Raw genomic sequence first — 20,174 nt, 5'->3', positions numbered from 1 at the left:
CGTCCACACTAAAAGAAAATAAAATTCCAAAGTCAACTAAATTTAGATTGACAGAAAATATTTTTCCACCACCATATAGCGCATGTTGATCAGAGACCGCATCGAAAACGCAGCCGATATGCTAACCAGCGGAGAGCGCAAACTTGCTGCAGCTATCCTGTCGGATTACCCATTTGCTGGCCTTTCCTCGATCCAGGAGCTGGCAAAACACGCCGAGGTGTCACCGCCTTCAATCTCACGGTTTGTTACCAAGATTGGACTTGATGGATATCAGGATTTCCAACGTGATCTTATCGCGGAATTGAAAGAAGGGCACCGCTCGCCGGTTCAACTCCACCAGGCGGAACGGCCCGTTCATGGGGGATATCTGAAGGACTTTATTTCCAAATCGGCCAGCCAGATGGCCATGGCGGCTGATGCTATCACCGAAGATCAGTTTAACCAGATCTGCACCCTTCTGACCGACCCGAAACGCAGCGTTTACGTGCTGGGTGGCCGGATCAGCGATACGATCGCCAAGCATCTTTCGTTCCACCTGCGTCAGATCCGCAAGGATGTGTTTCATCTGCCTGATACGCCTGAAGGCTGGCCAGAATATCTGTTGCGGATGCGGCCCGGGGATATCCTTTATGCTGTTGATTTTCGCCGTTACCAACCGGCGCTGGAGCAGCTGTCGCTTGTTGCCTCACGCGATCGGAATGCCCGTGTGATCCTGATGACGGACAAATGGATTTCACCGATTGCCAAACACGCCCATGAGGTCATGCCGGTGCCAATTGATAGCGGCACCTTGTGGGATACTTACTCGGCGGCACTCTCGGTGACCGAGGCCATCGTGACGCGGATTGCCGAGGACAACTGGGAACAGACCCGAGACCGCATCAAGGCCTGGGATGCTTTGCGCTTTACTCAAGAGGAAAATGAAAAATGACCCTGCCGCTAATTTTTGCTGCCATATCCGATGTTGCCGGAAAGGTGCGCGGCAAAGCCTTTCCCGCTGATCAGTTGGAAAAACGGCTGGTGCGGGGGGTCGGCTGGACCCCTACCAATGTGCAGATCACCTGTTTCGACATAATCGCTGACAGCCCGTTCGGCGCACTAGGTGATTTGCTTTTGATTCCCGATGCAAACGCAGAGGCCCGGGCGACATTTGGAGATGTGACCGAGCATTTCCTGATGGGCGATGTCGTCACGCTTGACGGGGATCCTTGGGCCTTTTGTACGCGCGCTATCCTCAAATCCGCGCTGAAGCGCCTGCATGATGTGGCGGGCGTTCATCTGATCTCGGCGTTCGAGCACGAGTTTCAACTGAAAAGCCCACCGGCGGTGGAAAACCAGGGATACGGACGCGAAGGGTTCGAGATTCAGCGGAAGCTTTGCGAAGTGCTGATGGCGACACTCGCCGAAAACGGGCTCGAGCCAGACAGTATCATGAAGGAATTCGGCCCCAATCAATACGAGGTCGTTATCGGCCCTGCCAAAGGTGTGCGCTCGGCAGATGCGGCAGTAATCCTGCGCGAGCTTACTCGCTCGGCAGCGCGTCACCTGGGTGAGGCTGCAACCTTTACGCCAATCCGCGATGTGGCGAGCGTCGGCAATGGCGTTCATATCCACATGAGCTTTGTCGACGATGCCGGCGAGCCGGTCACATTTGATGCAAGCGGCCCCTGCGGGATGTCCAGACTTACTGATGGGTTCGCTGCTGGCGTGCTAAAATACCTGCCTAACATTTTAGCGCTGACGGCACCGTCTGTCGTGTCATACGAACGCCTTACTCCGCACCGGTGGTCGGCTGCGTATAACAATCTCGGGTTCCGAGACCGCGAGGCCTCGTTAAGGGTCTGCCCTGTGACGGCAAAGGACCCCGCTTCAATCGCCAGACAATTCAACATTGAATACCGCGCGGCGGATGCAGCGGCGTCGCCTTACCTGGCTTTGGCCGCTGTTGTACATGCTGGTGTTCAGGGGATCGAAGATGGGCTGAAAGCGCCTGCGCCGACCGAGGAAGACCTGTCGCTTCTGTCAGCGGATGATCTCACGGCGCGTGGTTTTGTGCGCCTGCCCGAAACGCTTGAGGCCGCCCTTGAGGCGTTTCAGGCGGATACGACCGTCACCAGTTGGTTCGGACCAGATTTCGCGAGCGTCTACGCCGCCCATAAGGCTGCAGAAATCGACGCGGTAAAAGACATGGACACAGCACAGAAATGCGCCGCGTACGAAGGAACATACTGATGAGCGCGCCCTCTGACAGAGCATTGGTTCCATTTGTCAGCGTCGAAAACATGCGGTCCCTGGTCCATAAGCATGGCCTACGGGACTGCCTTGCAGGATTGGCCAATATGATCAAAGCCGATTTCAAACGCTGGCCGGTATTTGACAAGACACCGCGCGTGGCGTCCCATTCTAAGGTCGGTGTGATTGAACTGATGCCAACCTATGATGGTGTGGATCACACCTTCAAGTCCATGAACGGACACCGATCGAACACCAAGGTCGGCCTGCAAACCCTAACCGTCGTTGGTGTGCTGGCCTCTGTTGATACCGGCTATCGACGACTCATTTCTGAAATGACCCTTCTAACGGCGCTTCGCACGGTGGCAATATCGGCGATGGTGACGCGTATACTGGCCCCCAAATCAGCTAAAACCGCTGCGAGTATCGGCAACGGGATATTCTGATGCGCAATGACATTTCTGTAGAGTACCCAAAACAGACGCGCATTGAGGGCGATATCCAGCAACTCGACCCGGATCACGCGGTCAACGAACTGTGGCAGGTTCTAACCGGTTCTAAAAAGGGACGAACCTACGACGATCAGATCACGGTTTTTGATGGTGTTGGCTTTGTGGTCGAGGATTTCTCGGCCACACGCTGGCTGCACCAAAAAGCGACTGACGGCGCCCCAAGCGAAATGCTGGATCTGGTTGCCGACCCGCACGACCCCAAGGATCTGCTCGGTATAATAAGACGATGCACACACCGTGCGGTCCAAGCTGCATGAATTTGTGTACTCATACCTTATTGGGGCCGAACGATCCTGCGCCGATTGACGTCGTTAATGCAGATAGCACGTCGGAGATCGTGCTGCTGTGTGAGCATGCAGGCAATGCGGTCCCCGAGATGCTTGGAGATTTGGGCGTCCCCCGCGACGTCATTGAAAGCCACCGCGGCTGGGACATTGGTGCCCAGAATGTAGCGCGCCAGTTGGCTGAACAGTTGAACGCGCCTCTCGTCATCCAAAATTACTCACGGCTGGTATTTGACTGTAACCGTCCCCCTGACAGCCCCTTGGCGGTCCCTGCGATCAGCGACCAGGTTGAGGTGCCGGGGAACAGCGCGATCACCGAATTGAGCCGGGCCATGCGTGTCGATGAAATCTTTCGACCTATGGATGCAGAGTTGAATCGGCTCTTTGCCAACCGTCCGCGTCGTGCCGCGTTTTCGATCCATTCCTTTACACCGCATCTCGATGGCAAGGACCGGCCTTGGCAGGCAGGCTTTTTAAGCCGCGGAACAGGCGGTGCTGCCAAAGCATTGATGGCACATATCGCGCAGCGCCGCCCTGACATGACCTTTGCGTTGAACAAGCCCTATCAGATCGAAACTGAGGGCGATTGGTTTATTCCAGCGCATGCAGAACCCCGTGAGCTTGTGCATTGCCTGATTGAAATTCGAAACGATCAAATCCGCGAACAATCGCAAGTCGGGCTGTGGGCGGATCTGCTGGCAGACGCAATCGCTACAGCGGTAGGGGACATTCCCTCATGAGCATCGCCCCCCTTCATACACATCCCGGACGCTTGCGGGCGTCCAACTTGCTCCGGACGGCGGCGGCGGTTGCTGTGCTGCTGGCTGTGGTGCTTGGGCTGACGTTGATTTTTGGACGCACTGGCGAGCGGATTGCTGTACAGATGTGTGTCAATGTGGTCGCTGTAGTGGCCCTTGCGATTTATTGCGGCAACACGGGCATTGTGTCTTTCGGGCATGGCGCGTTTTTGGCGCTAGGCGCTTATCTGTCAGGCATTCTCACCATGCCTGCTGCTCTTCAACGTTCTGCCCTGCCGGATCTTCCGTCATTTCTGGCAGGCCATGAAGTAACGATCTGGGTGTCGCTGCCGGTGGTCGCCCTTGCGGGACTTGCCTTTGCAGCCCTAACCGGAAGCGCCATCGCTCGGCTTGTGGGTGCGTCTGCCACGATTGCCACGCTTGGCCTGCTGATCATCGCCCATGGCGTGGCCATCGCCGCACGCGAGATCACACGCGGCAGCCAGACGTTTTACGGTGTGCCAAGGGTGACAGATCTGGTTCTGGCCCTCGGCGCGGCCACGGTCGCAATCCTGCTGGCCCGTTGGTATCGCGAAAGCCGTTTGGGCCTGTTTTCCCGCGCGGCCCGTGACGATGAGGATGCCGCAACAGCACTTGGCATCAATGCCCGACGCACAAGATTCATCGCTTGGTGTGCCTCTGGTACCATGGCGACAGTCGCGGGTGCACTTTACGGGCATATGCTGGGGGCATTTTCACCCGCATCCTTCTACCTTGGGCTCGTCTTTGCGCAGGTGGTCATGATGATTGTCGGTGGAATGTCATCGGTTGGCGGCGCAGTGGTCGGGGTGATCGCGGTGACGCTGCTGCAGGACACTGTGCGCCAGTTCGAAGGCGGCTCAACTGTGCTTGGCGTCACCTTGCCCGAGGTCTTTGGCCTGACGACGATTGTCCTGGGGCTTGCCATCCTGCTGGTGATCTGGGCGCGACCTCAGGGTCTGGTCGGAGGCTTTGAACTTGGCCCTGGCGCCGATGCAAACCTGCTCGGGCGCCTGAAGTCCCGAGTAACTCCTGCGCGCACGCCCGAGCCCGTCGTCCCAGCCACGCTGAAAGCATCAAACCTGTCAAAAAGTTTCGCAGGCGTCAAAGCCGTAAGAGACGTCAGTTTCGAAGCTCCGACTGGGCGCATCACTGGCCTGATTGGCCCCAACGGTGCTGGCAAGTCCACGCTTGTTAACTTGCTGACACGCGCCTATCAGGCGGACACCGGTTCTGCGCATATGGGCGAGGTTGATCTGACCCGTGTCTCGCATCACAAAGTGCCAGGCTTTGGTGTCTCGCGTAGCTTCCAAAACTTGCGCCTGTTCAGCGGTCTGACAGCCTACGAAAATGTTCTTGTTGCCGCTTTGGCCGCAGGTCACGACCGCAAGACTGCCGCGGCTATCACCCTGCGTGAACTAGATGCCTTTGATCTTGGGGAAGTCGCCGGGTATCGCGCCGACAGCCTGCCATATGGTGCCCGCAAGCGCCTGGAAATCGCCCGCGCTTTGGCACAAGACCCGAAGATTCTTTTACTGGATGAACCGGCCGCTGGCATGAATCCCGGCGAAACAGATGACCTGGCTGATCGGCTGATTAAGGTCGGCAAAACACGCGGCATCGGTGTCCTTCTGATCGATCATGACCTGAGGTTCGTGAACCGCCTGTCGGACTGGATCGTGGTGATGCACCAAGGTGGCGTCATCGCGCAAGGCACGCCTGAAGACGTGCGCGCAAATCCCAAAGTCATCGAGGCTTACATCGGCAAAGGGCGCACAGCCCAAAAAGCAGAAATTAGCGAAACCAACCGAAGTCAACCAACAGAGGTAGCAATAAAATGATACGTAATGCCCTTCTTCTTTCAACAGCAGTTATCACCGGCCTGGCTGGAACAGCGATGGCTGAGAGTTATAAAATCGGCGTAATGTCCGCGCAATCGGGCTATCTGGCCCCCTATGATGGACCCGCCTATGCCGGGTTCCAGTTCTGCATTGACGAAATGAACGCCAAGGGGGGCCTAAACGGCACAACACCGGTTGAGCTGATCGTGCGCGACACCCGGTCTGACATCGCCGAAGGCGTTAAAGTCGTACAGGAAATGATCGATGACGGCGCGCAGTTCATCGTGGCGTCAGCCGATGCCGATCCGACAATCGCCGCGGCCCAGATCACAGCGGCTGACAGCATCCCAACAATGACCTTTGCCGGAACAGCCCCGGTTCTGACGCAAGTCGGTGAACATGTCTTTGGCAGTTACCCTGCGGACAACCAACAGGCCGCCGTACTGGCAGGCCACGCACGCGAGCAAGGGTTCGAACGTGTCTGGCTCGTGAAATCCCCGGACAGTGCCTACACATTGGGTGGGCCCGAGTACTTTGGCGAGGCCTTCACATCGCTTGGTGGCGCCGTTGTCGGAGAAAGCAACTATTCGCTGAACCAGCCGGACTTTTCTGCCATCGTGACGACCATCAAGAATGCGGATACCACCCCGGACGTGATCGTCACATGGGCGTGGGAGCCTGATTTCCCGGCCTTCATCCGTGCGCTGCGCGGTGCCGGGGTTGATACCCAGGTGATGGGAGGTGACGTACTCGATTCACCAACCGTACGCGGCCTTGGTGATGTCGTCACAGGCGTAGCGCATACATCTGGTGGCTTCCCAGACGAAGGCTCTGCCTATGCCGATTTCATCGCGCGGTTCTCTGCTGCAAAGGGAATCACGCCTGACAACAATTACTACGTCAATGGCTGCGATATTGCGCATATGATCGAGGATGCTGTCGCAGCGGCTGGCACGACAGACCCTGCTGCCGTGACTGCCGCAATGGCCGGCATTGAGAATGGTGAGGGTATCATGTCCAACTTCACTTTCGCGGGGACCGACCGGATGCCTCTGCGTGATGTTGTGGTCGCGCGGATTACCGATGCAGGCGAAAAAGAGTTTGTCCTGCGCACCTCAGCTGATCCCGCAATCCTGCCACAGCCGTAAGGTCTGAACCCAATGGAAACAGCACTCGATATCCAAGGCTTGCACGTCCGCTATGGCCCAATCCGCGCGGTTCAGGGCATTGACCTGATCGTCCCCAAAGGCGGCATAACGGCGCTTTTAGGGGCCAATGGCGCAGGCAAGACAACGACGGTCATGGCCATCGCAGGTGCTTTGCCCGTGGTATCGGGCGCTGTTTCCCTTTTTGGCAAGGATATGACAGGGGCCAAACCCGACGCCATTGTGCGGGCGGGTGTGGCCATCTCACCGGAAGGACGCCGCGTGTTTGCGCAGCTGACGGTCGAAGAAAATCTTTTGCTGGCCGGATCAATTCTGGGCGACGAGAAGCTCAGCGCCAAACGTTTGGCCGAGATGAAAGAGCGTTTCCCGATCCTGGGCGAACGCCGCCGTCAGATGGCGGGGCTTTTGTCGGGGGGCGAACAACAGATGCTGGCGGTGGGACGTGCCTTGATGAGCGGACCGCGCTTGCTGTTGCTGGACGAACCGTCGCTTGGTCTTGCGCCGCAGGTCGTGGATCAGATTTTCGACATCGTAGAAGAATTGAAAGCCGACGGTATTTCAGTGCTTCTGGTCGAGCAAAACGCGGCTCTTGCCCTGGACATTGCCGATCATGCCGTGGTGCTGGCGAATGGCGCTGTTGCCGCTGCCGGTGCACCATCGGAACTTGCAAATGACGCGGTCTTGCAATCCGCATATCTGGCGGCTTGAGCGATGGATGTTCTTCTTCAACAAATGATCAACGCGCTTAGCCTTGGGGGAATTTATGCGATGCTGGCCCTGGGGCTGGCGATTGTGTTCTCTATTGTGCGATTGATCAATTTCGCGCATGGCGAAATCATGACTTTCGGGGGCTATGGCATCTTTCTGGCCATGAGCTTTGGCCTGCCGCCGATCGCCGCTCTTGTTGTCGGGCTTGGCGCTTCTGTGTTCATGGCCATGGCAATGGAGCGTACAGCGTTTCGCGCCATGCGCGGCGCGGATGTCGTTGCACTATTGATCACATCATTCGCGGTGTCCGAGATCCTCAAAGTTCTGTTCCAGAACGGAATTTCCGCCAGACCCGTCCCGATCTCTTTTCCAGCGTCATGGTCTGGCACGTATCATATCGGCCAGACGACATTTGGCATTATCCCGACCGTATCAATCATCGTAACATTTTCAGCCCTTGCAGGCCTGACCTTCGTGTTGCGGCGCACAACGATTGGCATGGCCATGCGCGCCGCTGCCGAAGATATCGAGATGCTCAAACTGCTGGGTATCAAGGCCAACCGGGTCGTTGCTGTGGCTTTTGCCCTGTCAGGGCTACTTGCGGGTATTGCCGCTGTCATCTGGACGGCACAACGCGGGTCAGTGGATCCACTGATGGGATTTTTCCCCGTTCTCAAAGCCTTCATTGCGACCGTACTTGGGGGTTTGGGCAGCTTGGGCGGCGCTGTCCTTGGTGGGTTCATCGTCGGCTGGCTGGAGGTTCTGCTACAGGCTTTCCTGCCAGACAGTCTGGCCCCATACCGGGATGCAATGGTTCTGGCCTCAGTCATCTTGTTGTTGCTGTTACGCCCGGATGGCCTCCTTCCAGCGGCGAATGCCAACAGATCGTAAGGAGCGGTGTTGGCGCAAAGTTCATCACTCGCTCGGATTGTTGCCCTCAGAGCGCGATGACAGACAAAGAGTGTGCAAACCGGATTCTGCGGAAATTGAATCTAACTTCCAAAATCAGACATTGGCGCAGCCGCCGCGGAATTGGGCTGTGCCACACTGCCGTTCTTTGACCAGATACCGACAAAAGTCCGCAAAAGATCAGAATTTCTCGATGTTACGGCCAATATTGCATGACCCGCTGGCTCGAAAAGATACTGGGAAGCTGTCGGCGGCTCAAAGTTGCGCGTCGTTCCACAAATTCCAGAGCGTCAGTGAGGTAAAGTTAATCCTTCACCAGCGCTCCAAGGCCTGATGTTTTTCAGCTAGAAAGCTCAGTTCTGCACAGCTTGTCAGATCAAACATATGAGCCTCTGGATTTCGACTGGTCACGCCCGGTAGATGCAGATCCAAAGATCGTATCGCGTCAATGCCTCGCCTGCTTCAAGGAACAAGATGGACAAAGACCAATGTTGCAGGGGCCCCTGTTATGAATGTTCTTCTGCAGCCGTGGCTGCCAACGCGCGGTTATAGGCCTTTAGCGCATCAATATGGTAGAGCGTACCGACTGGCGTCTCAGCTCCGTCATCACCGCTCACCACCACCGGTATGCAGAGGATTTCGTCTCGGTCGAAGAACGGCATCGCCGCCTCAAGCGTAGCGCTTGCTTGAACAAAAAGACCCTGATCAATCAAAACCTGTGCTTCTTCCCGGGTGATTGAACGTGCATCGCCAAGCGGTCGCATCACTGCGCCTGCGCGCAACATCGCCAGAAGATAGGCCTGTGGCCCCGCGGCCAGATGCACATTGCGCCGTTCCAGTTGGGTCAGGAAGAAGGATCGATCCACGAGGCGCGAAGCCAGCGCCGTGGACATTGAAACCGACACCATCACCGCCAGACCGATCTGCCAATCTCCGGTCAGTTCAAAGACAATCATCGTGGTCGAAATCGGGGCACCAAGCACGGCAGCGGCAACCGCTCCCATCCCGGCAAATGCATAAAGGGTATGGGTCCCCGATACATCGGGCAGCAAACCCGTTGCAATCAACCCGAATGCCAACCCGGTCAACGCACCTATCATCAGCGAGGGTGAAAACACACCGCCACCCATACGTCCCCCCATCGTGATCGCAACAGCCACAGTTTTGATGATTGCGAACAGGATGGCGGTTGTCAGAACCAAATCTCCGGCCAGAGCCCGGATCGTGGTTTCGTATCCAACGCCGATGATGTGGGGAAACCAGATCGCGATCAGTCCCAACATTGCGCCTGATACAGCAGGACGCAGCCATCCGGGCAAGGACAGCCGGCTTTGAATGTGATTGCCAATATCTTCTGCAAAGAAGATCGACCGCATCAGAAGCAAGGCCACCAACCCGCAGATCAACCCAAGGATCAGAAACGCGGGCAGCTCGACATAGAATTGCAGGGATCCGGGCGTATCTAGCGTGAATTCGGTCACGTCGCCGTATTCCAGCCGGTTAATCACCGTCCCGGCGACCGAAGCGATAACGATGGGCGCAAAAGCATGCACCGCGAAATGGCGCAGCACCACCTCAAGCGCGAACAAAGCACCGGCAATGGGTGAGTTGAAACTGGCCGAAACTGCAGCCGCCACCGCACATCCCAGCAAATCACGCCCGGTAATTCCGTCGGCATGGATACGATTACTGACCCAGGTCGAGATCACGCCTGCCATATGCACAACCGGCCCTTCTCGACCCGTAGATCCACCTGTGCTCAGCGTAATCAGCGAGGAGAAAAAAGACGCGATACCCGCCTTGCCTTCGACCCGACCATCGGTGAGGGCAGCGCCTTCGATTACATCGGCAACTGAACGCACGCGCCCGTCATCGGTATACCGGTGCAGGATGATGCCAACGATAAGACCGCCGATGATCGGTGTGATCAGGATCAGGAACCACGGCAGCTTTTCCACATGGCTGTGCAGTAACGAGATATCCCCGGTGTCGTAGACATAGGCCTGCAATGCCTGAATTGCCTTACGAAATCCCAATGCCATAAAGCCTGCGGCAATCCCAATCGCCAGCGCGATGAACCAGAACTGAATTTGGCTGGGCCCGCGCCTGCGCATCACCCGCCACGCGTCCTTCATCGCGGCCAGAGCCTGATTGAGCTGGTTGCGCAGAACGGTGCGGGTTGACTGGGTCATTTGCCCTCGGGGGATCAGGATACACCCCTTACTAAGCCACGGAGGGCACGGATAAAAGCCGGATCGCGCGTCTGTGAGGGCCTATGCGTCCAGAAGAGCACGGGCAGCGGCACGCGCTTCGTCCGTGATCGTGTCACCGGCGACCATCCTGGCAATTTCGTCCACCCGGTCGGCTTGGGCCAATGGAACCACGGTCGACAGGGTTTGCCCGTCGGTCACATGTTTCTGAACACGCCAGTGATAGGCGGCACGGGCGGCGACCTGCGGCGAATGCGTCACAACCAACACCTGCCCCCCCTGCGCGAGCGCAGCCAGACGCCTGCCAACAGCATCCGCGGTCGCGCCGCCAACACCCCTGTCGATCTCATCAAAGATCATCGTGCGCGCGCTGTCATCGCCGGTCAGACAGACCTTGAGCGCCAGCAAGAAGCGGCTCAGTTCACCGCCCGAGGCGATTTTGTTTAACGGTCCAGACGGTGCACCGGGGTTGGTGGCAACGGAGAACGCCACAGCATCCGCACCTTCGGGGCCGGGATCGGACGGGGTGATCTCGGTCTGGAACACAGCGCGTTCCATTTTCAGCGGTGCAAGCTCGGCCATCACAGCGGTGTCAAGTTCACCCGCTGCCCGTTGGCGCAGGCTGCTGAGTGCCTCCGCAGCCTTGTGATAAACTGCCTGCGCAGTCTCAACCGCAACGCGCCTGTCGGCCAGATCAGCGTCACCAGCATCCAAACGGTTCAGCCGCTCACGCAAAGTCTCCGCGAACCCGCCCAAGTCGTCCGGGGCAACGTCATGCTTTCGGGCCAACGCACGAATGGCGAAAAGCCGTTCCTCGACTGCTTCCAGTTCAACCGGATTGAAGTCCAGCGCCTGAAGACTGGCATTAACGCCATCTTGCGCCTCGCCCAATTCGACCAGTGCACGCCCCAGTGCGGCAACAGGCTCTTCCAACTGCCCGCCTGCATTATCGGACACGCCTTCCAGCCAGCGCAGAGCATCAGACATCGCGCCCTCAGCCCCATCACTGCCAAGCAAGTCATAGGCACGGGCGACGTCATCGCGAATCCGCTCTGCCCCCTGCATCATGCGGCGCCTTGCATCCAGTTCGGCATCCTCGCCGGGCTGCGGATCAAGCTTATCAAGCTCAGTGACCGCATGGCGCAGAAATTCTTCCTCTGCCCGCATGGCAGCCAAGGCAGATTCGACCTCAGACAAAAGCTTGCGCGCACGCGACATCTCGGACCATGCAGAGCGCACAGTGGCCAGTTGCCCCCCTGCCCCGGCAAAATCATCCAGCATCGCGCGGTGGCGACGTGGGTTCAGCAGGCCGCGATCATCGTGCTGGCCATGCAGTTCCACCAGGGTTTCCGACAAGGCCCGCAGCACCTCGCCCGAGCAACGCCGGTCATTGACCCACGCGGTTTTCCGGCCCTCGGCTGTGTTCACGCGGCGCAAGATCAGCTCTTCACCTCCGGGCAATCCGGCTTCGGCCAAAATCGCATGTGCGGGGTGGTTTTCGTGCAGCTCGAACTCGGCCACAACTTCACCCTGAGCGGCCCCCTGACGCACCAGCTCGGCCCGCCCGCGCCAGCCCAGAACGAACCCAAGCGAATCCAGTAGGATCGACTTGCCCGCGCCGGTCTCGCCGGTCAACGCGTTCAATCCCGGCTGGAACGTCAGTTCCAACCGGTCGATGATCAGCATATCGCGGATATCAAGGGCGCGCAGCATCGGGTCTCAGCGTCCCACGCCTTTAGCCATGGCGATTACAACCACTGACCTTTGACGGTCTGGCGATAAATCGTGCTGAGCCAGTTGTTGCCGCGGCTTTTGAGTTTCAGCCCGCGAGAGGTCAGCAGCTTATAGCCAGCGTCATACCATTCTGAGGATTGGTAGTTGTAACCCAGAATTGCACCGGCCGATTGCGCCTCATCCACCAGACCCAACGAGAGATAGGCCTCGATCAGGCGATAGAGCGCTTCAGCGGTATGCGAAGTTGTCTGAAAATCCTCTACCACAACGCGGAACCGGTTGATCGCGGCAGTATAGTGATCCTGACGCAGATAATAACGTCCGATCTCCATTTCTTTGCCAGCCAGATGGTCAAAGGCCAGATCGAATTTCAACACGGCGGAGGTGGCATATTCGCTGTCCGGATAGACTTCGATCACCGTGCGCAATGACTGAAGCGCCTGGAACGTCAGGCCCTGATCGCGGCCCACCTCGTCAATCTGGTCATAATAGCTGAGTGCCAACAGATATTGGGCATAGGCCGCATCTTCGTCAGTTGGATAGAAATCTATATAGCGCTGTGCTGCTGCACGGCTTTCTTCGTAATTCTCATCTGCATGGTATGAAAACGCCTGCATGATCAGCGCGCGCTTTGCCCAGTCAGAGTAAGGGTAAAGACGTTCAACCTCGGAGAAGTACCACGCTGCATCGTCGGAACGATTCTCCGACAGCTCAAATTCCCCACGCGTGAAAATCTGTTCGGGGGTGAACCCTTCTAGGTTCTGATTGCGGTCAGCGCCCCCGCTGTTGCACGCTGTCAAAACTGCTGTCAGAAGTACCGCCCCTGCGAATCTGACCGCCGCTTTGGTGCCTATCATTCCGCCAATCCTTGTCGTCTTGCTTAATGGGAATACCCCGGTTTGGGCCTTGGTCTAGCACATAAAATTCCAGTGCAAAACGCCTTAGTAGGCCCTTTGGCGGATTTGTCAGCAGAGTGGAACCAATCAGGCGACTTCGGGGATTTCGTCCCAGACCAGACCCTGTCCGGGCAGACGCGCGGCCTGTTCGGGGGTACACAGGATCGGACGCACAGCACCGGGCGTTTCAAACAGCTTGCGCAGCAGCGTGTTTGTCATCGCATGACCAGACTTGTCGCCGGTGAAATGACCCAGAATCGGTCCACCCGCCAAATACAAGTCACCCAGAGCATCTAGCATCTTGTGACGCACCGCCTCGTCTGCGTGGCGAAGGCCACCCGGGGTCAGAACTTCGTCGCCCTGAACGACCACAGCATTTTCAAGCGTGCCGCCAAGAGCCAAGCCGTTCTCGCGCATCGCTTCGACGTCGGTACGACGGCAGAATGTCCGGCAATCACTAAGCTCGCGTGCAAAAGAGCCATTGCACATATCCAGCGTCTTAGTCTGACGACCAATGGCGCTGTCTTCAAAATCGATATGAAAATCGATAATCAACCCGTCCGCAGGCGCAATCGAAGCACTGGCACCCTCACGGGTTGCGGTCACAGGTTTAAGAACCTCATAGGCCAGGACCGGGCTTGCCTGACGACGCACGCCTTTCAACATGATGCCACGAACGAATTCAATCGAAGACCCGTCCATGATCGGCACCTCGGGGCCATCAATCTCGATCAGCGCATTGTGGACACCGCATCCAGCCAAGGCTGCCATGATATGCTCGACGGTGGAAACCGTAACGCGCGCTTCATTGACCAGTCGGGTACAAAGCGGGGTACGATCGACCACATCGTAGATTGCAGGGATCAACGCATTGCCCAGCTCGATATCCGTCCGTTTGAACCAGATGCCGTGGCCAGCAGCAGCCGGCTTCAGGATCATCGTCGCAGGCTTACCGCTGTGCAGCCCGAGGCCTGTAAACGTGATCGGAGATTTGAGCGTATGTTGCAAGTGTGACCTCGGTGAGTGGCGTCCGACCTGTGATGGCCGTGTTGGCATTCAACTAAGGAAGCAGGTCAAAAGGCTCAACTCACTCTTTGCAACCGAATGAAACATGAATGTGACAGGTCGGCAAAACCCTGCTCACATAGGGATAATGCACTGTTTTAAAATAAGAAAGGGCCGCCAAATGGCAGCCCCTCTTTAGTATATTGTTACCGCGATCAGTTGGCTTGACGGCGAAGGAAGGCCGGTATTTCGATCCGATCCTGCTCCGGGTCGTCCTCGACATGTGCAGGTGCCGTAGCGTCAGATTGGCGCAATACCGGCTGCTGGCGGGCCGGTTGCTGCGCCGGAGTATCGGCTGCGTGGCCGGTCATGCGATCAATCAGGCGGTTAAAACCAAATCGCGGGCGGTCGGCATCCCCATGAGTATCGGAGACCTCCTGTGGCCGAGGCGCAGGATGACCTCTTTCAGCCGGAGGTACATTCTGGACGGCTGCCTGCAAGCGCCTCAGTGCTTCGGGTGATGGCGATCCTGCGGGTGCTTGCGGCTGAGGTGCGACAAAGCTTTCTGGGGCGTATTCGACCGGCTCGGGAGTCGGCTCGAATTCGGCCACGCGCGGCTGATAAGCCGGGGGTGGCAGGCCGTCATCATCCTGTTCTGCGCGCGGTTGGAACTGCGGTTCCATCGGCTCTTCAGTTGCCTCAAACAGCGAAGGTTCACGCGTTGGTTCGGGCTGAGGTTCAGGTTCGGCGCTTGCCGCCACTGACATTTCTTCCAGGGCCGCTTCCTCTGCAGAAACCGAACGGGTCAGCGGTGCCGACATCGAACGACGCGCGACAGGCACATCATCCTGCTTTTCGCTGGCGTCGATACCTGTTGCCACAACCGAAACGCGCATGCCGCCTTCCATTGCGGTGTCCAGCGTGGAGCCGACGATGATATTCGCCTCAGGATCCACTTCCTCACGGATACGGTTTGCGGCTTCGTCCAGTTCGAACAGGGTCAGGTCGTGGCTGCCGGTGATGTTGATCAGAACGCCCTTGGCGCCCTTGAGGCTGATTTCATCCAACAGCGGGTTCGCGATGGCCTTCTCGGCGGCCTGTACGGCGCGATCTTCGCCGGTGGCTTCGCCCGTGCCCATCATCGCCTTGCCCATCTCGTCCATAACGGCGCGAACATCCGCGAAGTCGAGGTTGATCAGGCCCGGACGCACCATCAGGTCGGTCACGCCTTTGACACCCTGATACAGAACGTCATCCGCCATCGAAAACGCCTCGGTAAACGTGGTCTTTTCGTTGGCCAGACGGAACAGGTTCTGGTTTGGAATGATGATCAGCGTGTCGACTACGCGCTGCAAGGCTTCAACACCGTCTTCGGCCTGACGCATCCGCTTGGCGCCTTCGAACTGGAAAGGCTTGGTCACAACACCGACGGTCAAAACACCCAATTCACGCGCTGCCTGCGCGATGATCGGTGCGGCACCCGTGCCGGTGCCACCGCCCATACCGGCCGTGATGAAGCACATATGCGCGCCTGCCAGATGGTCTACAATCTGCTCGATGCTTTCTTCGGCCGCTGCCGCACCCACTGTCGGACGCGCGCCCGCACCCAGACCTTCGGTGACTTTCACGCCCAGTTGAACTCGTGACGAAGACTGGCTTTGCTGCAGCGCCTGGGCATCGGTGTTGGCAACGACAAAATCGACACCGTCCAACTGTTTTTCAATCATGTTGTTGACGGCGTTACCGCCCGCTCCGCCAACGCCAAAAACTGTAATCCGAGGCTTCAGCTCGTCGTGCCCGGGCATCGAAAGATTCAATGTCATGCTTCTGTCCGCCTGTTTATATAACCCGCCAACGCGGTGTTTTTCTTACCTATCCACTAACAATCCTACCGATCCAAACGGCAAACGTCACGCCAAAAATCGCGAAAATCCACAAAATATGGAGGAAATAAGGCACCTGGAAACAGTATTTGGCAAAGATTGCCAGATGTTGCGGAATTATCTCAAAGCACCACAAAACATGCGACGCTCGCGCCACTGTTGACGGGCGCGTCACTTGCAATTCATTCACATTCTGTCTGCGGAAAACTGCTCAAGCCCTCTCGCAAGGCCTCTGACGGGCCCTGAGGATATCTTGTGGGATTTTGACAGCCCCTGCAAGATATTTCTTTAGCTAATTGGGGCACTTGGGCAGTTAAGACCCTTCTCAGAAATGTCCCTGACCTCTTGAATTTCTGTCCTAGAGAAACCGACCATTCGCACCATCAACTGGTCTTCATACAAAAACGGCCACCAGCAAACTGGCAGACCATCCTCGTCATCGTCGTACAGAAAGCAAATCTGCCCATTAGGAGTTGTAATTTTCCCGTACACACAACCCTTGCCCTCCATACGCCAGACCGAGAGAGTCGGGCTCAGGAACTCTTCGGTGCCGACCAGCATACCGCTGTCATAGACGTGAAACTTTACGGTCTTTCCTTGAACGGCCCCCAGGAAGGCTTCGGGTGTGATACGGGTCTGAGCCTCTATCGCTGACGGCACAGCCATGACCAGCGCCGCGATCGCGGCCTTACCAGTTGTCACGGAACCACCGCACAGCGCGCTTGAACGGGCGTGCGGAATAGGTGTCTACGGGGATTTCAAAATCCCACCATTCATCCTGTGGGTTGGCTGCAAACAGGCTTAGCCCCACAACCGAAGAGAACCCCGGCCCCGTGGCCGATTGCGGCAACCCATGGACCCGAAGCGGGCGACCAAGGCGAACACGTTGCCCCAGAATACGAGAGGCCAACCCGTCGAGCCCCATAATCTGACTGCCGCCACCGGTCAGCACGATCTGCTGGCTGGGCATATGCTCAAACCCGGCAGCATCCAGCCGGACACGCACTTCTTCCAGAATTTCTTCGACACGCGGGCGCATGATGCCGATCAGCTCGGCCCGGCTGACCGTACGACGGTCATGTTCCCAATCACCGGTATCCCCTCCGATGTCGATCAGGTCACGATCATCCGCGCCGGTCGCGTGAACGCCGCCATTGAATGTCTTGATCCGTTCGGCAACAGACGCCGGAACGCCCAGCCCCATCGAGATGTCACTGGTCACATGATCCCCACCCATGCGCACGCAATCGGCATAGATCATGTGTTTCTTCATGAATATTGACACGCTCGTGGTGCCACCGCCCATGTCGATACAGGCGGCACCCAGTTCCTGTTCATCCTCAACCAGCGCCGAAATACCCGAGACATAGGCCGAATTCGCGATACCGGCCAATTCGAGATCGCAACGCTTGATACAGCGCACGATATTCTGGATTGCAACCGCGTCCACGGTCAGCATGTGCATATCGACGGCCAGCGATTGCCCCATCTGACCCCTTGGGTCGATCAAGCCCGATCGGTTATCCAGCGCAAAATTCACCGGCTGAGCATGTAGGACTTCGCGGCCCGTACCATAGTCGGGCACGTCACAGGCATTGAGAACCCGGCCGACTTCGGCCTCGGTTACCAGCTGACCTTCCAGATCCACCTGGGCATCCAAACCATAGGACCGCGGGTTTGCCCCCGAGAAACAGGCGATCACATGGTCGACACGGATATCTGCCATTTTCTGCGCGGCCTGAAGCGCGGTTCGAATGGCGCGCTCGGTCTCCTGCATCGCAGTGACTTCGCCAAATTGCACACCACGGGACCGCGTGGTCGCGGCACCGATCACCCGAAACCCGGATTGTCCGGCCAGAGACCCGATGCCACTGTCCTCGTGCAAACGCCCGGCGCCGTCGAACCGCAGCACAAGGCAGGAAATCTTAGAGCTCCCGACATCTAGAATAGCGACAACGCCGCGTTGCATCGCCTGCCTGCGCATTTGCCGCATGGCCCGTTGGGACTGATAAAGATCGGTCATCATTGTCGTTACTGCCCGCTACTCACATCTACTTTTGTATTCCACCAGTCTTCGCTGGCGGCTTTGGTCATTCGGATTGTCGGTCGCTGACCCAGGCGCATATCCACCACGGCCACATCGCGTTCCAGAAGATCCTGAACCTCGTTCACGGCCAACACGCGTTCCAATGCGCGCACTGGCCGTTCCGTCGGCAACATGATGCGCTGACCGCGATCCAGAACTAGATCCCAGCGACGTTCGCCAATTCGCACCAGACCGCGCACCCGATTGCCCAGACTGCTGGCTGTGGCCGTCAGTTGCAGCGCTTCGGGTACATAGGAATCCGCGCCCTCACCCGCGATCAGTGGCAGATTGGAGTGATCCTGCCGCGATGCGATGATTTCAACATGCGCGCCGGTTTCATCCAGCAATTCGACCCCTCGGCGGGTACGCCAGACAATGGCGGGCTGCCGTTCGACAACATCCACCTGCAGGATACCCCCTGGACGGATGCGCACAGAGGCTGATTTAACCGGATCCAATCCTGTGATCGTTTCGCGCATCTGTTCGACATCAAGGTCCCAGGAACTGATTGGGAAGTCCAGCGGCACCACTTCACGAATGTCTTCCGAAAGGTTGGTTCCCGCCCCATCAATCGCCATCAGGTTGACCATGAATTCTGGTCGCTGCTGGATCGAGATTTTCACATCATGGACATGAGCCACAATCGCTTCGCGCCGGTCCTGAGAGCTGAAATACCCGCCAAGCGCTGCACACACAGCGAAGACCGGCAGCCCGTATTTCAGGCCACGGCGAACACCAGGCGTCAACATCCAGCGCTGTAACCGATAGCTTAGGCGGGACGGCGCCGGATCAAACGCCGATGACTTACGCCCCCAAAGTCGCCGCAGGCGGAACTTGGGTTCTACATTGTTGCGGTCCCCCGAAGCGAAATCGGCATCCGGACCAGCAAGTGGCTTTGAGCGATGGATAACCGGCGCACGGGTGGCTGTCAGCGGTCGCATGATGCGTCCTCCACCATCCATGCGCAAAGCTGGCCGAAGGTTATCCCGCAATGCGCGCCCTGTTCCGGAGCCAGTGACGTCGGCGTCATTCCCGGCTGGGTGTTGGTTTCCAGAAGGAACAAGCCCTCTGCGCCCTTGCTGTCATCCCACCGAAAATCTGTGCGGCTGACGCCTTTGCAACCCAACAGATCATGCGCCTGTTTGGCAAAGCCCATACAAAGGTCAAAAATGTCCTGCGGGATTTCAGCAGGCAGCACATGCCACGACCCACCCGGCTTGTACTTGGCATCGTAATCGTACCAGCCATCCGTCATGATTTCTGTCACGGTCAAAGCGCGGTCGCCCATGACTGTGACGGTCAACTCGCGGCCAGCCACATATTGTTCGACCATTACCAGTTCGGGCATGTCGTCTGCCAGTTTCGGTGGAGTGTTGGCGCCTTCATGCACCAGATAAATGCCGACGCTGGAACCCTCGTTGTTGGGCTTGACCACATAGGGCGGTTCCATCGTGTGACGCGCGGCAACTTCGGATTTGGCCTCGATCACACTTTCGGCGACTGGCAGACCCGCGATACGGAACGCCGCTTTGCTGCGCTGCTTGTCCATGGCCAACGCCGATGCCAGCACACCGGAATGAGTATAGGGAATACGCAACCACTCCAGCAGACCCTGCACGCAGCCATCCTCGCCCCAGCGACCATGCAGAGCGTTGAAGACCACATCCGGCTTGATATCCAAAAGGCGCACATAGAGGTCCGGACCCGCGTCCAGTTCGACCACTTCAAAGCCTTCTCCCCTTAGGGCGGCCGCGCATTCGCGCCCAGAGCTGAGAGACACCTCACGTTCCGCCGAGGGTCCACCCATCAATACCGCCACTTTGGGGTTTGTCCTGCTCGAACTACCCACGTCGTGCGCCTCAAATTCTGCGGACCTTATGTGGTGGTCCGTCCTGCTTTATGCCTTTGATCCGTCGCCCTATTTTGCCTGTT

General features: G+C 57.6%; 16 protein-coding genes and 1 pseudogene. 8 read left to right on the top strand and 9 right to left on the bottom strand.

Features of this window, described 5'->3' with window-relative positions:
- The first annotated feature begins 82 nt into the window (after window positions 1-82).
- The 8 genes and pseudogenes from AC2FFB_RS11440 to AC2FFB_RS11405 all read left to right on the top strand — a co-directional run bounded on the left by AC2FFB_RS11440 (window position 83) and on the right by AC2FFB_RS11405 (window position 8,410).
- On the top strand, window positions 83-931 hold the full coding sequence (locus AC2FFB_RS11440) for a MurR/RpiR family transcriptional regulator (protein WP_271950266.1): 849 nt from the start codon (window positions 83-85) through the stop codon (window positions 929-931).
- Window positions 928-2,232 carry a glutamine synthetase family protein gene (locus AC2FFB_RS11435; protein ID WP_496689719.1) on the top strand — a complete coding sequence of 435 codons (1,305 nt, stop codon included), beginning with the start codon at window positions 928-930 and terminating at the stop codon, window positions 2,230-2,232. The genes AC2FFB_RS11440 and AC2FFB_RS11435 overlap by 4 nt, the downstream gene beginning before the upstream one ends.
- A pseudogene (locus AC2FFB_RS11430) lies at window positions 2,232-3,001 on the top strand (Rossmann-fold NAD(P)-binding domain-containing protein). The gene AC2FFB_RS11435 and the pseudogene AC2FFB_RS11430 overlap by 1 nt, the downstream one beginning before the upstream one ends.
- Window positions 2,998-3,768, top strand: a complete 771-nt coding sequence (locus AC2FFB_RS11425) for an N-formylglutamate amidohydrolase (RefSeq protein WP_496874916.1) — start codon at window positions 2,998-3,000, stop codon at window positions 3,766-3,768. The pseudogene AC2FFB_RS11430 and the gene AC2FFB_RS11425 overlap by 4 nt, the downstream one beginning before the upstream one ends.
- Window positions 3,765-5,645 (top strand): branched-chain amino acid ABC transporter ATP-binding protein/permease, encoded by a 1,881-nt coding sequence (locus tag AC2FFB_RS11420; RefSeq protein ID WP_496689717.1) that lies wholly within the window; start codon window positions 3,765-3,767, stop codon window positions 5,643-5,645. Before AC2FFB_RS11425 ends, AC2FFB_RS11420 begins: the two co-directional genes overlap by 4 nt.
- The gene (locus tag AC2FFB_RS11415; protein ID WP_142635012.1) at window positions 5,642-6,793 is read left to right on the top strand and encodes an ABC transporter substrate-binding protein; all 1,152 of its coding nucleotides are present in this window, start codon (window positions 5,642-5,644) and stop codon (window positions 6,791-6,793) included. The genes AC2FFB_RS11420 and AC2FFB_RS11415 overlap by 4 nt, the downstream gene beginning before the upstream one ends.
- A 12-nt stretch (window positions 6,794-6,805) precedes the next feature.
- On the top strand, window positions 6,806-7,519 hold the full coding sequence (locus AC2FFB_RS11410) for an ABC transporter ATP-binding protein (RefSeq protein ID WP_142635014.1): 714 nt from the start codon (window positions 6,806-6,808) through the stop codon (window positions 7,517-7,519).
- A gap of 3 nt (window positions 7,520-7,522) precedes the next feature.
- Window positions 7,523-8,410, top strand: a complete 888-nt coding sequence (locus AC2FFB_RS11405) for a branched-chain amino acid ABC transporter permease (RefSeq protein WP_496874915.1) — start codon at window positions 7,523-7,525, stop codon at window positions 8,408-8,410.
- A 524-nt stretch (window positions 8,411-8,934) separates the two neighbouring features.
- Here the strand turns inward: AC2FFB_RS11405 and AC2FFB_RS11400 are convergent.
- The 9 genes from AC2FFB_RS11400 to AC2FFB_RS11360 form a co-directional block, all read right to left on the bottom strand.
- Window positions 8,935-10,620 carry a chloride channel protein gene (locus tag AC2FFB_RS11400; protein ID WP_281972772.1) on the bottom strand — a complete coding sequence of 562 codons (1,686 nt, stop codon included), beginning with the start codon at window positions 10,618-10,620 and terminating at the stop codon, window positions 8,935-8,937.
- A gap of 81 nt (window positions 10,621-10,701) precedes the next feature.
- On the bottom strand, window positions 10,702-12,351 hold the full coding sequence (gene recN, locus AC2FFB_RS11395) for a DNA repair protein RecN (RefSeq protein ID WP_496874914.1): 1,650 nt from the start codon (window positions 12,349-12,351) through the stop codon (window positions 10,702-10,704).
- Window positions 12,352-12,386: 35 nt separating this feature from the next.
- Window positions 12,387-13,229 (bottom strand): outer membrane protein assembly factor BamD, encoded by an 843-nt coding sequence (locus AC2FFB_RS11390; protein WP_142635022.1) that lies wholly within the window; start codon window positions 13,227-13,229, stop codon window positions 12,387-12,389.
- Window positions 13,230-13,355: 126 nt separating this feature from the next.
- The gene (gene lpxC, locus AC2FFB_RS11385; protein ID WP_281994907.1) at window positions 13,356-14,276 is read right to left on the bottom strand and encodes a UDP-3-O-acyl-N-acetylglucosamine deacetylase; all 921 of its coding nucleotides are present in this window, start codon (window positions 14,274-14,276) and stop codon (window positions 13,356-13,358) included.
- Between the two features lie 212 nt (window positions 14,277-14,488).
- Entirely contained in the window at window positions 14,489-16,096 is a 1,608-nt protein-coding gene (gene ftsZ / locus AC2FFB_RS11380; protein WP_281994908.1) for a cell division protein FtsZ, read from the bottom strand.
- A 348-nt stretch (window positions 16,097-16,444) separates the two neighbouring features.
- On the bottom strand, window positions 16,445-16,858 hold the full coding sequence (locus AC2FFB_RS11375) for a hypothetical protein (protein ID WP_271950279.1): 414 nt from the start codon (window positions 16,856-16,858) through the stop codon (window positions 16,445-16,447).
- Window positions 16,845-18,179: a cell division protein FtsA gene (gene ftsA, locus AC2FFB_RS11370; protein ID WP_496874913.1), complete on the bottom strand. Its 1,335-nt coding sequence runs from the start codon at window positions 18,177-18,179 to the stop codon at window positions 16,845-16,847. Before ftsA ends, AC2FFB_RS11375 begins: the two co-directional genes overlap by 14 nt.
- A gap of 8 nt (window positions 18,180-18,187) precedes the next feature.
- Window positions 18,188-19,183, bottom strand: coding sequence for a cell division protein FtsQ/DivIB (locus AC2FFB_RS11365; RefSeq protein WP_142635027.1), 996 nt, complete (start codon window positions 19,181-19,183; stop codon window positions 18,188-18,190).
- Window positions 19,171-20,091 (bottom strand): D-alanine--D-alanine ligase, encoded by a 921-nt coding sequence (locus AC2FFB_RS11360; protein ID WP_496689715.1) that lies wholly within the window; start codon window positions 20,089-20,091, stop codon window positions 19,171-19,173. Before AC2FFB_RS11360 ends, AC2FFB_RS11365 begins: the two co-directional genes overlap by 13 nt.
- Between the last annotated feature and the right edge of the window lie 83 nt (window positions 20,092-20,174).

Source organism: Ruegeria sp. YTSA219 (assembly GCF_059609985.1).
Note: the sequence above shows the minus strand (reverse complement) of the source record. Positions and strands in the feature narration are given on the sequence as shown.

What these genes read in the sequence shown, in the direction of transcription:
- AC2FFB_RS11440 (WP_271950266.1), top strand. Translation starts at nt 83, where the DNA reads ATGTTGATCAGAGACCGCATCGAAAACGCAGCCGATATGCTAACCAGC.
- AC2FFB_RS11435 (WP_496689719.1), top strand. Translation starts at nt 928, where the DNA reads ATGACCCTGCCGCTAATTTTTGCTGCCATATCCGATGTTGCCGGAAAG.
- AC2FFB_RS11425 (WP_496874916.1), top strand. Translation starts at nt 2,998, where the DNA reads ATGAATTTGTGTACTCATACCTTATTGGGGCCGAACGATCCTGCGCCG.
- AC2FFB_RS11420 (WP_496689717.1), top strand. Translation starts at nt 3,765, where the DNA reads ATGAGCATCGCCCCCCTTCATACACATCCCGGACGCTTGCGGGCGTCC.
- AC2FFB_RS11415 (WP_142635012.1), top strand. Translation starts at nt 5,642, where the DNA reads ATGATACGTAATGCCCTTCTTCTTTCAACAGCAGTTATCACCGGCCTG.
- AC2FFB_RS11410 (WP_142635014.1), top strand. Translation starts at nt 6,806, where the DNA reads ATGGAAACAGCACTCGATATCCAAGGCTTGCACGTCCGCTATGGCCCA.
- AC2FFB_RS11405 (WP_496874915.1), top strand. Translation starts at nt 7,523, where the DNA reads ATGGATGTTCTTCTTCAACAAATGATCAACGCGCTTAGCCTTGGGGGA.
- AC2FFB_RS11400 (WP_281972772.1), bottom strand. Translation starts at nt 10,620, where the DNA reads ATGACCCAGTCAACCCGCACCGTTCTGCGCAACCAGCTCAATCAGGCT.
- recN (WP_496874914.1), bottom strand. Translation starts at nt 12,351, where the DNA reads ATGCTGCGCGCCCTTGATATCCGCGATATGCTGATCATCGACCGGTTG.
- AC2FFB_RS11390 (WP_142635022.1), bottom strand. Translation starts at nt 13,229, where the DNA reads ATGATAGGCACCAAAGCGGCGGTCAGATTCGCAGGGGCGGTACTTCTG.
- ftsZ (WP_281994908.1), bottom strand. Translation starts at nt 16,096, where the DNA reads ATGACATTGAATCTTTCGATGCCCGGGCACGACGAGCTGAAGCCTCGG.
- ftsA (WP_496874913.1), bottom strand. Translation starts at nt 18,179, where the DNA reads ATGACCGATCTTTATCAGTCCCAACGGGCCATGCGGCAAATGCGCAGG.
- AC2FFB_RS11365 (WP_142635027.1), bottom strand. Translation starts at nt 19,183, where the DNA reads ATGCGACCGCTGACAGCCACCCGTGCGCCGGTTATCCATCGCTCAAAG.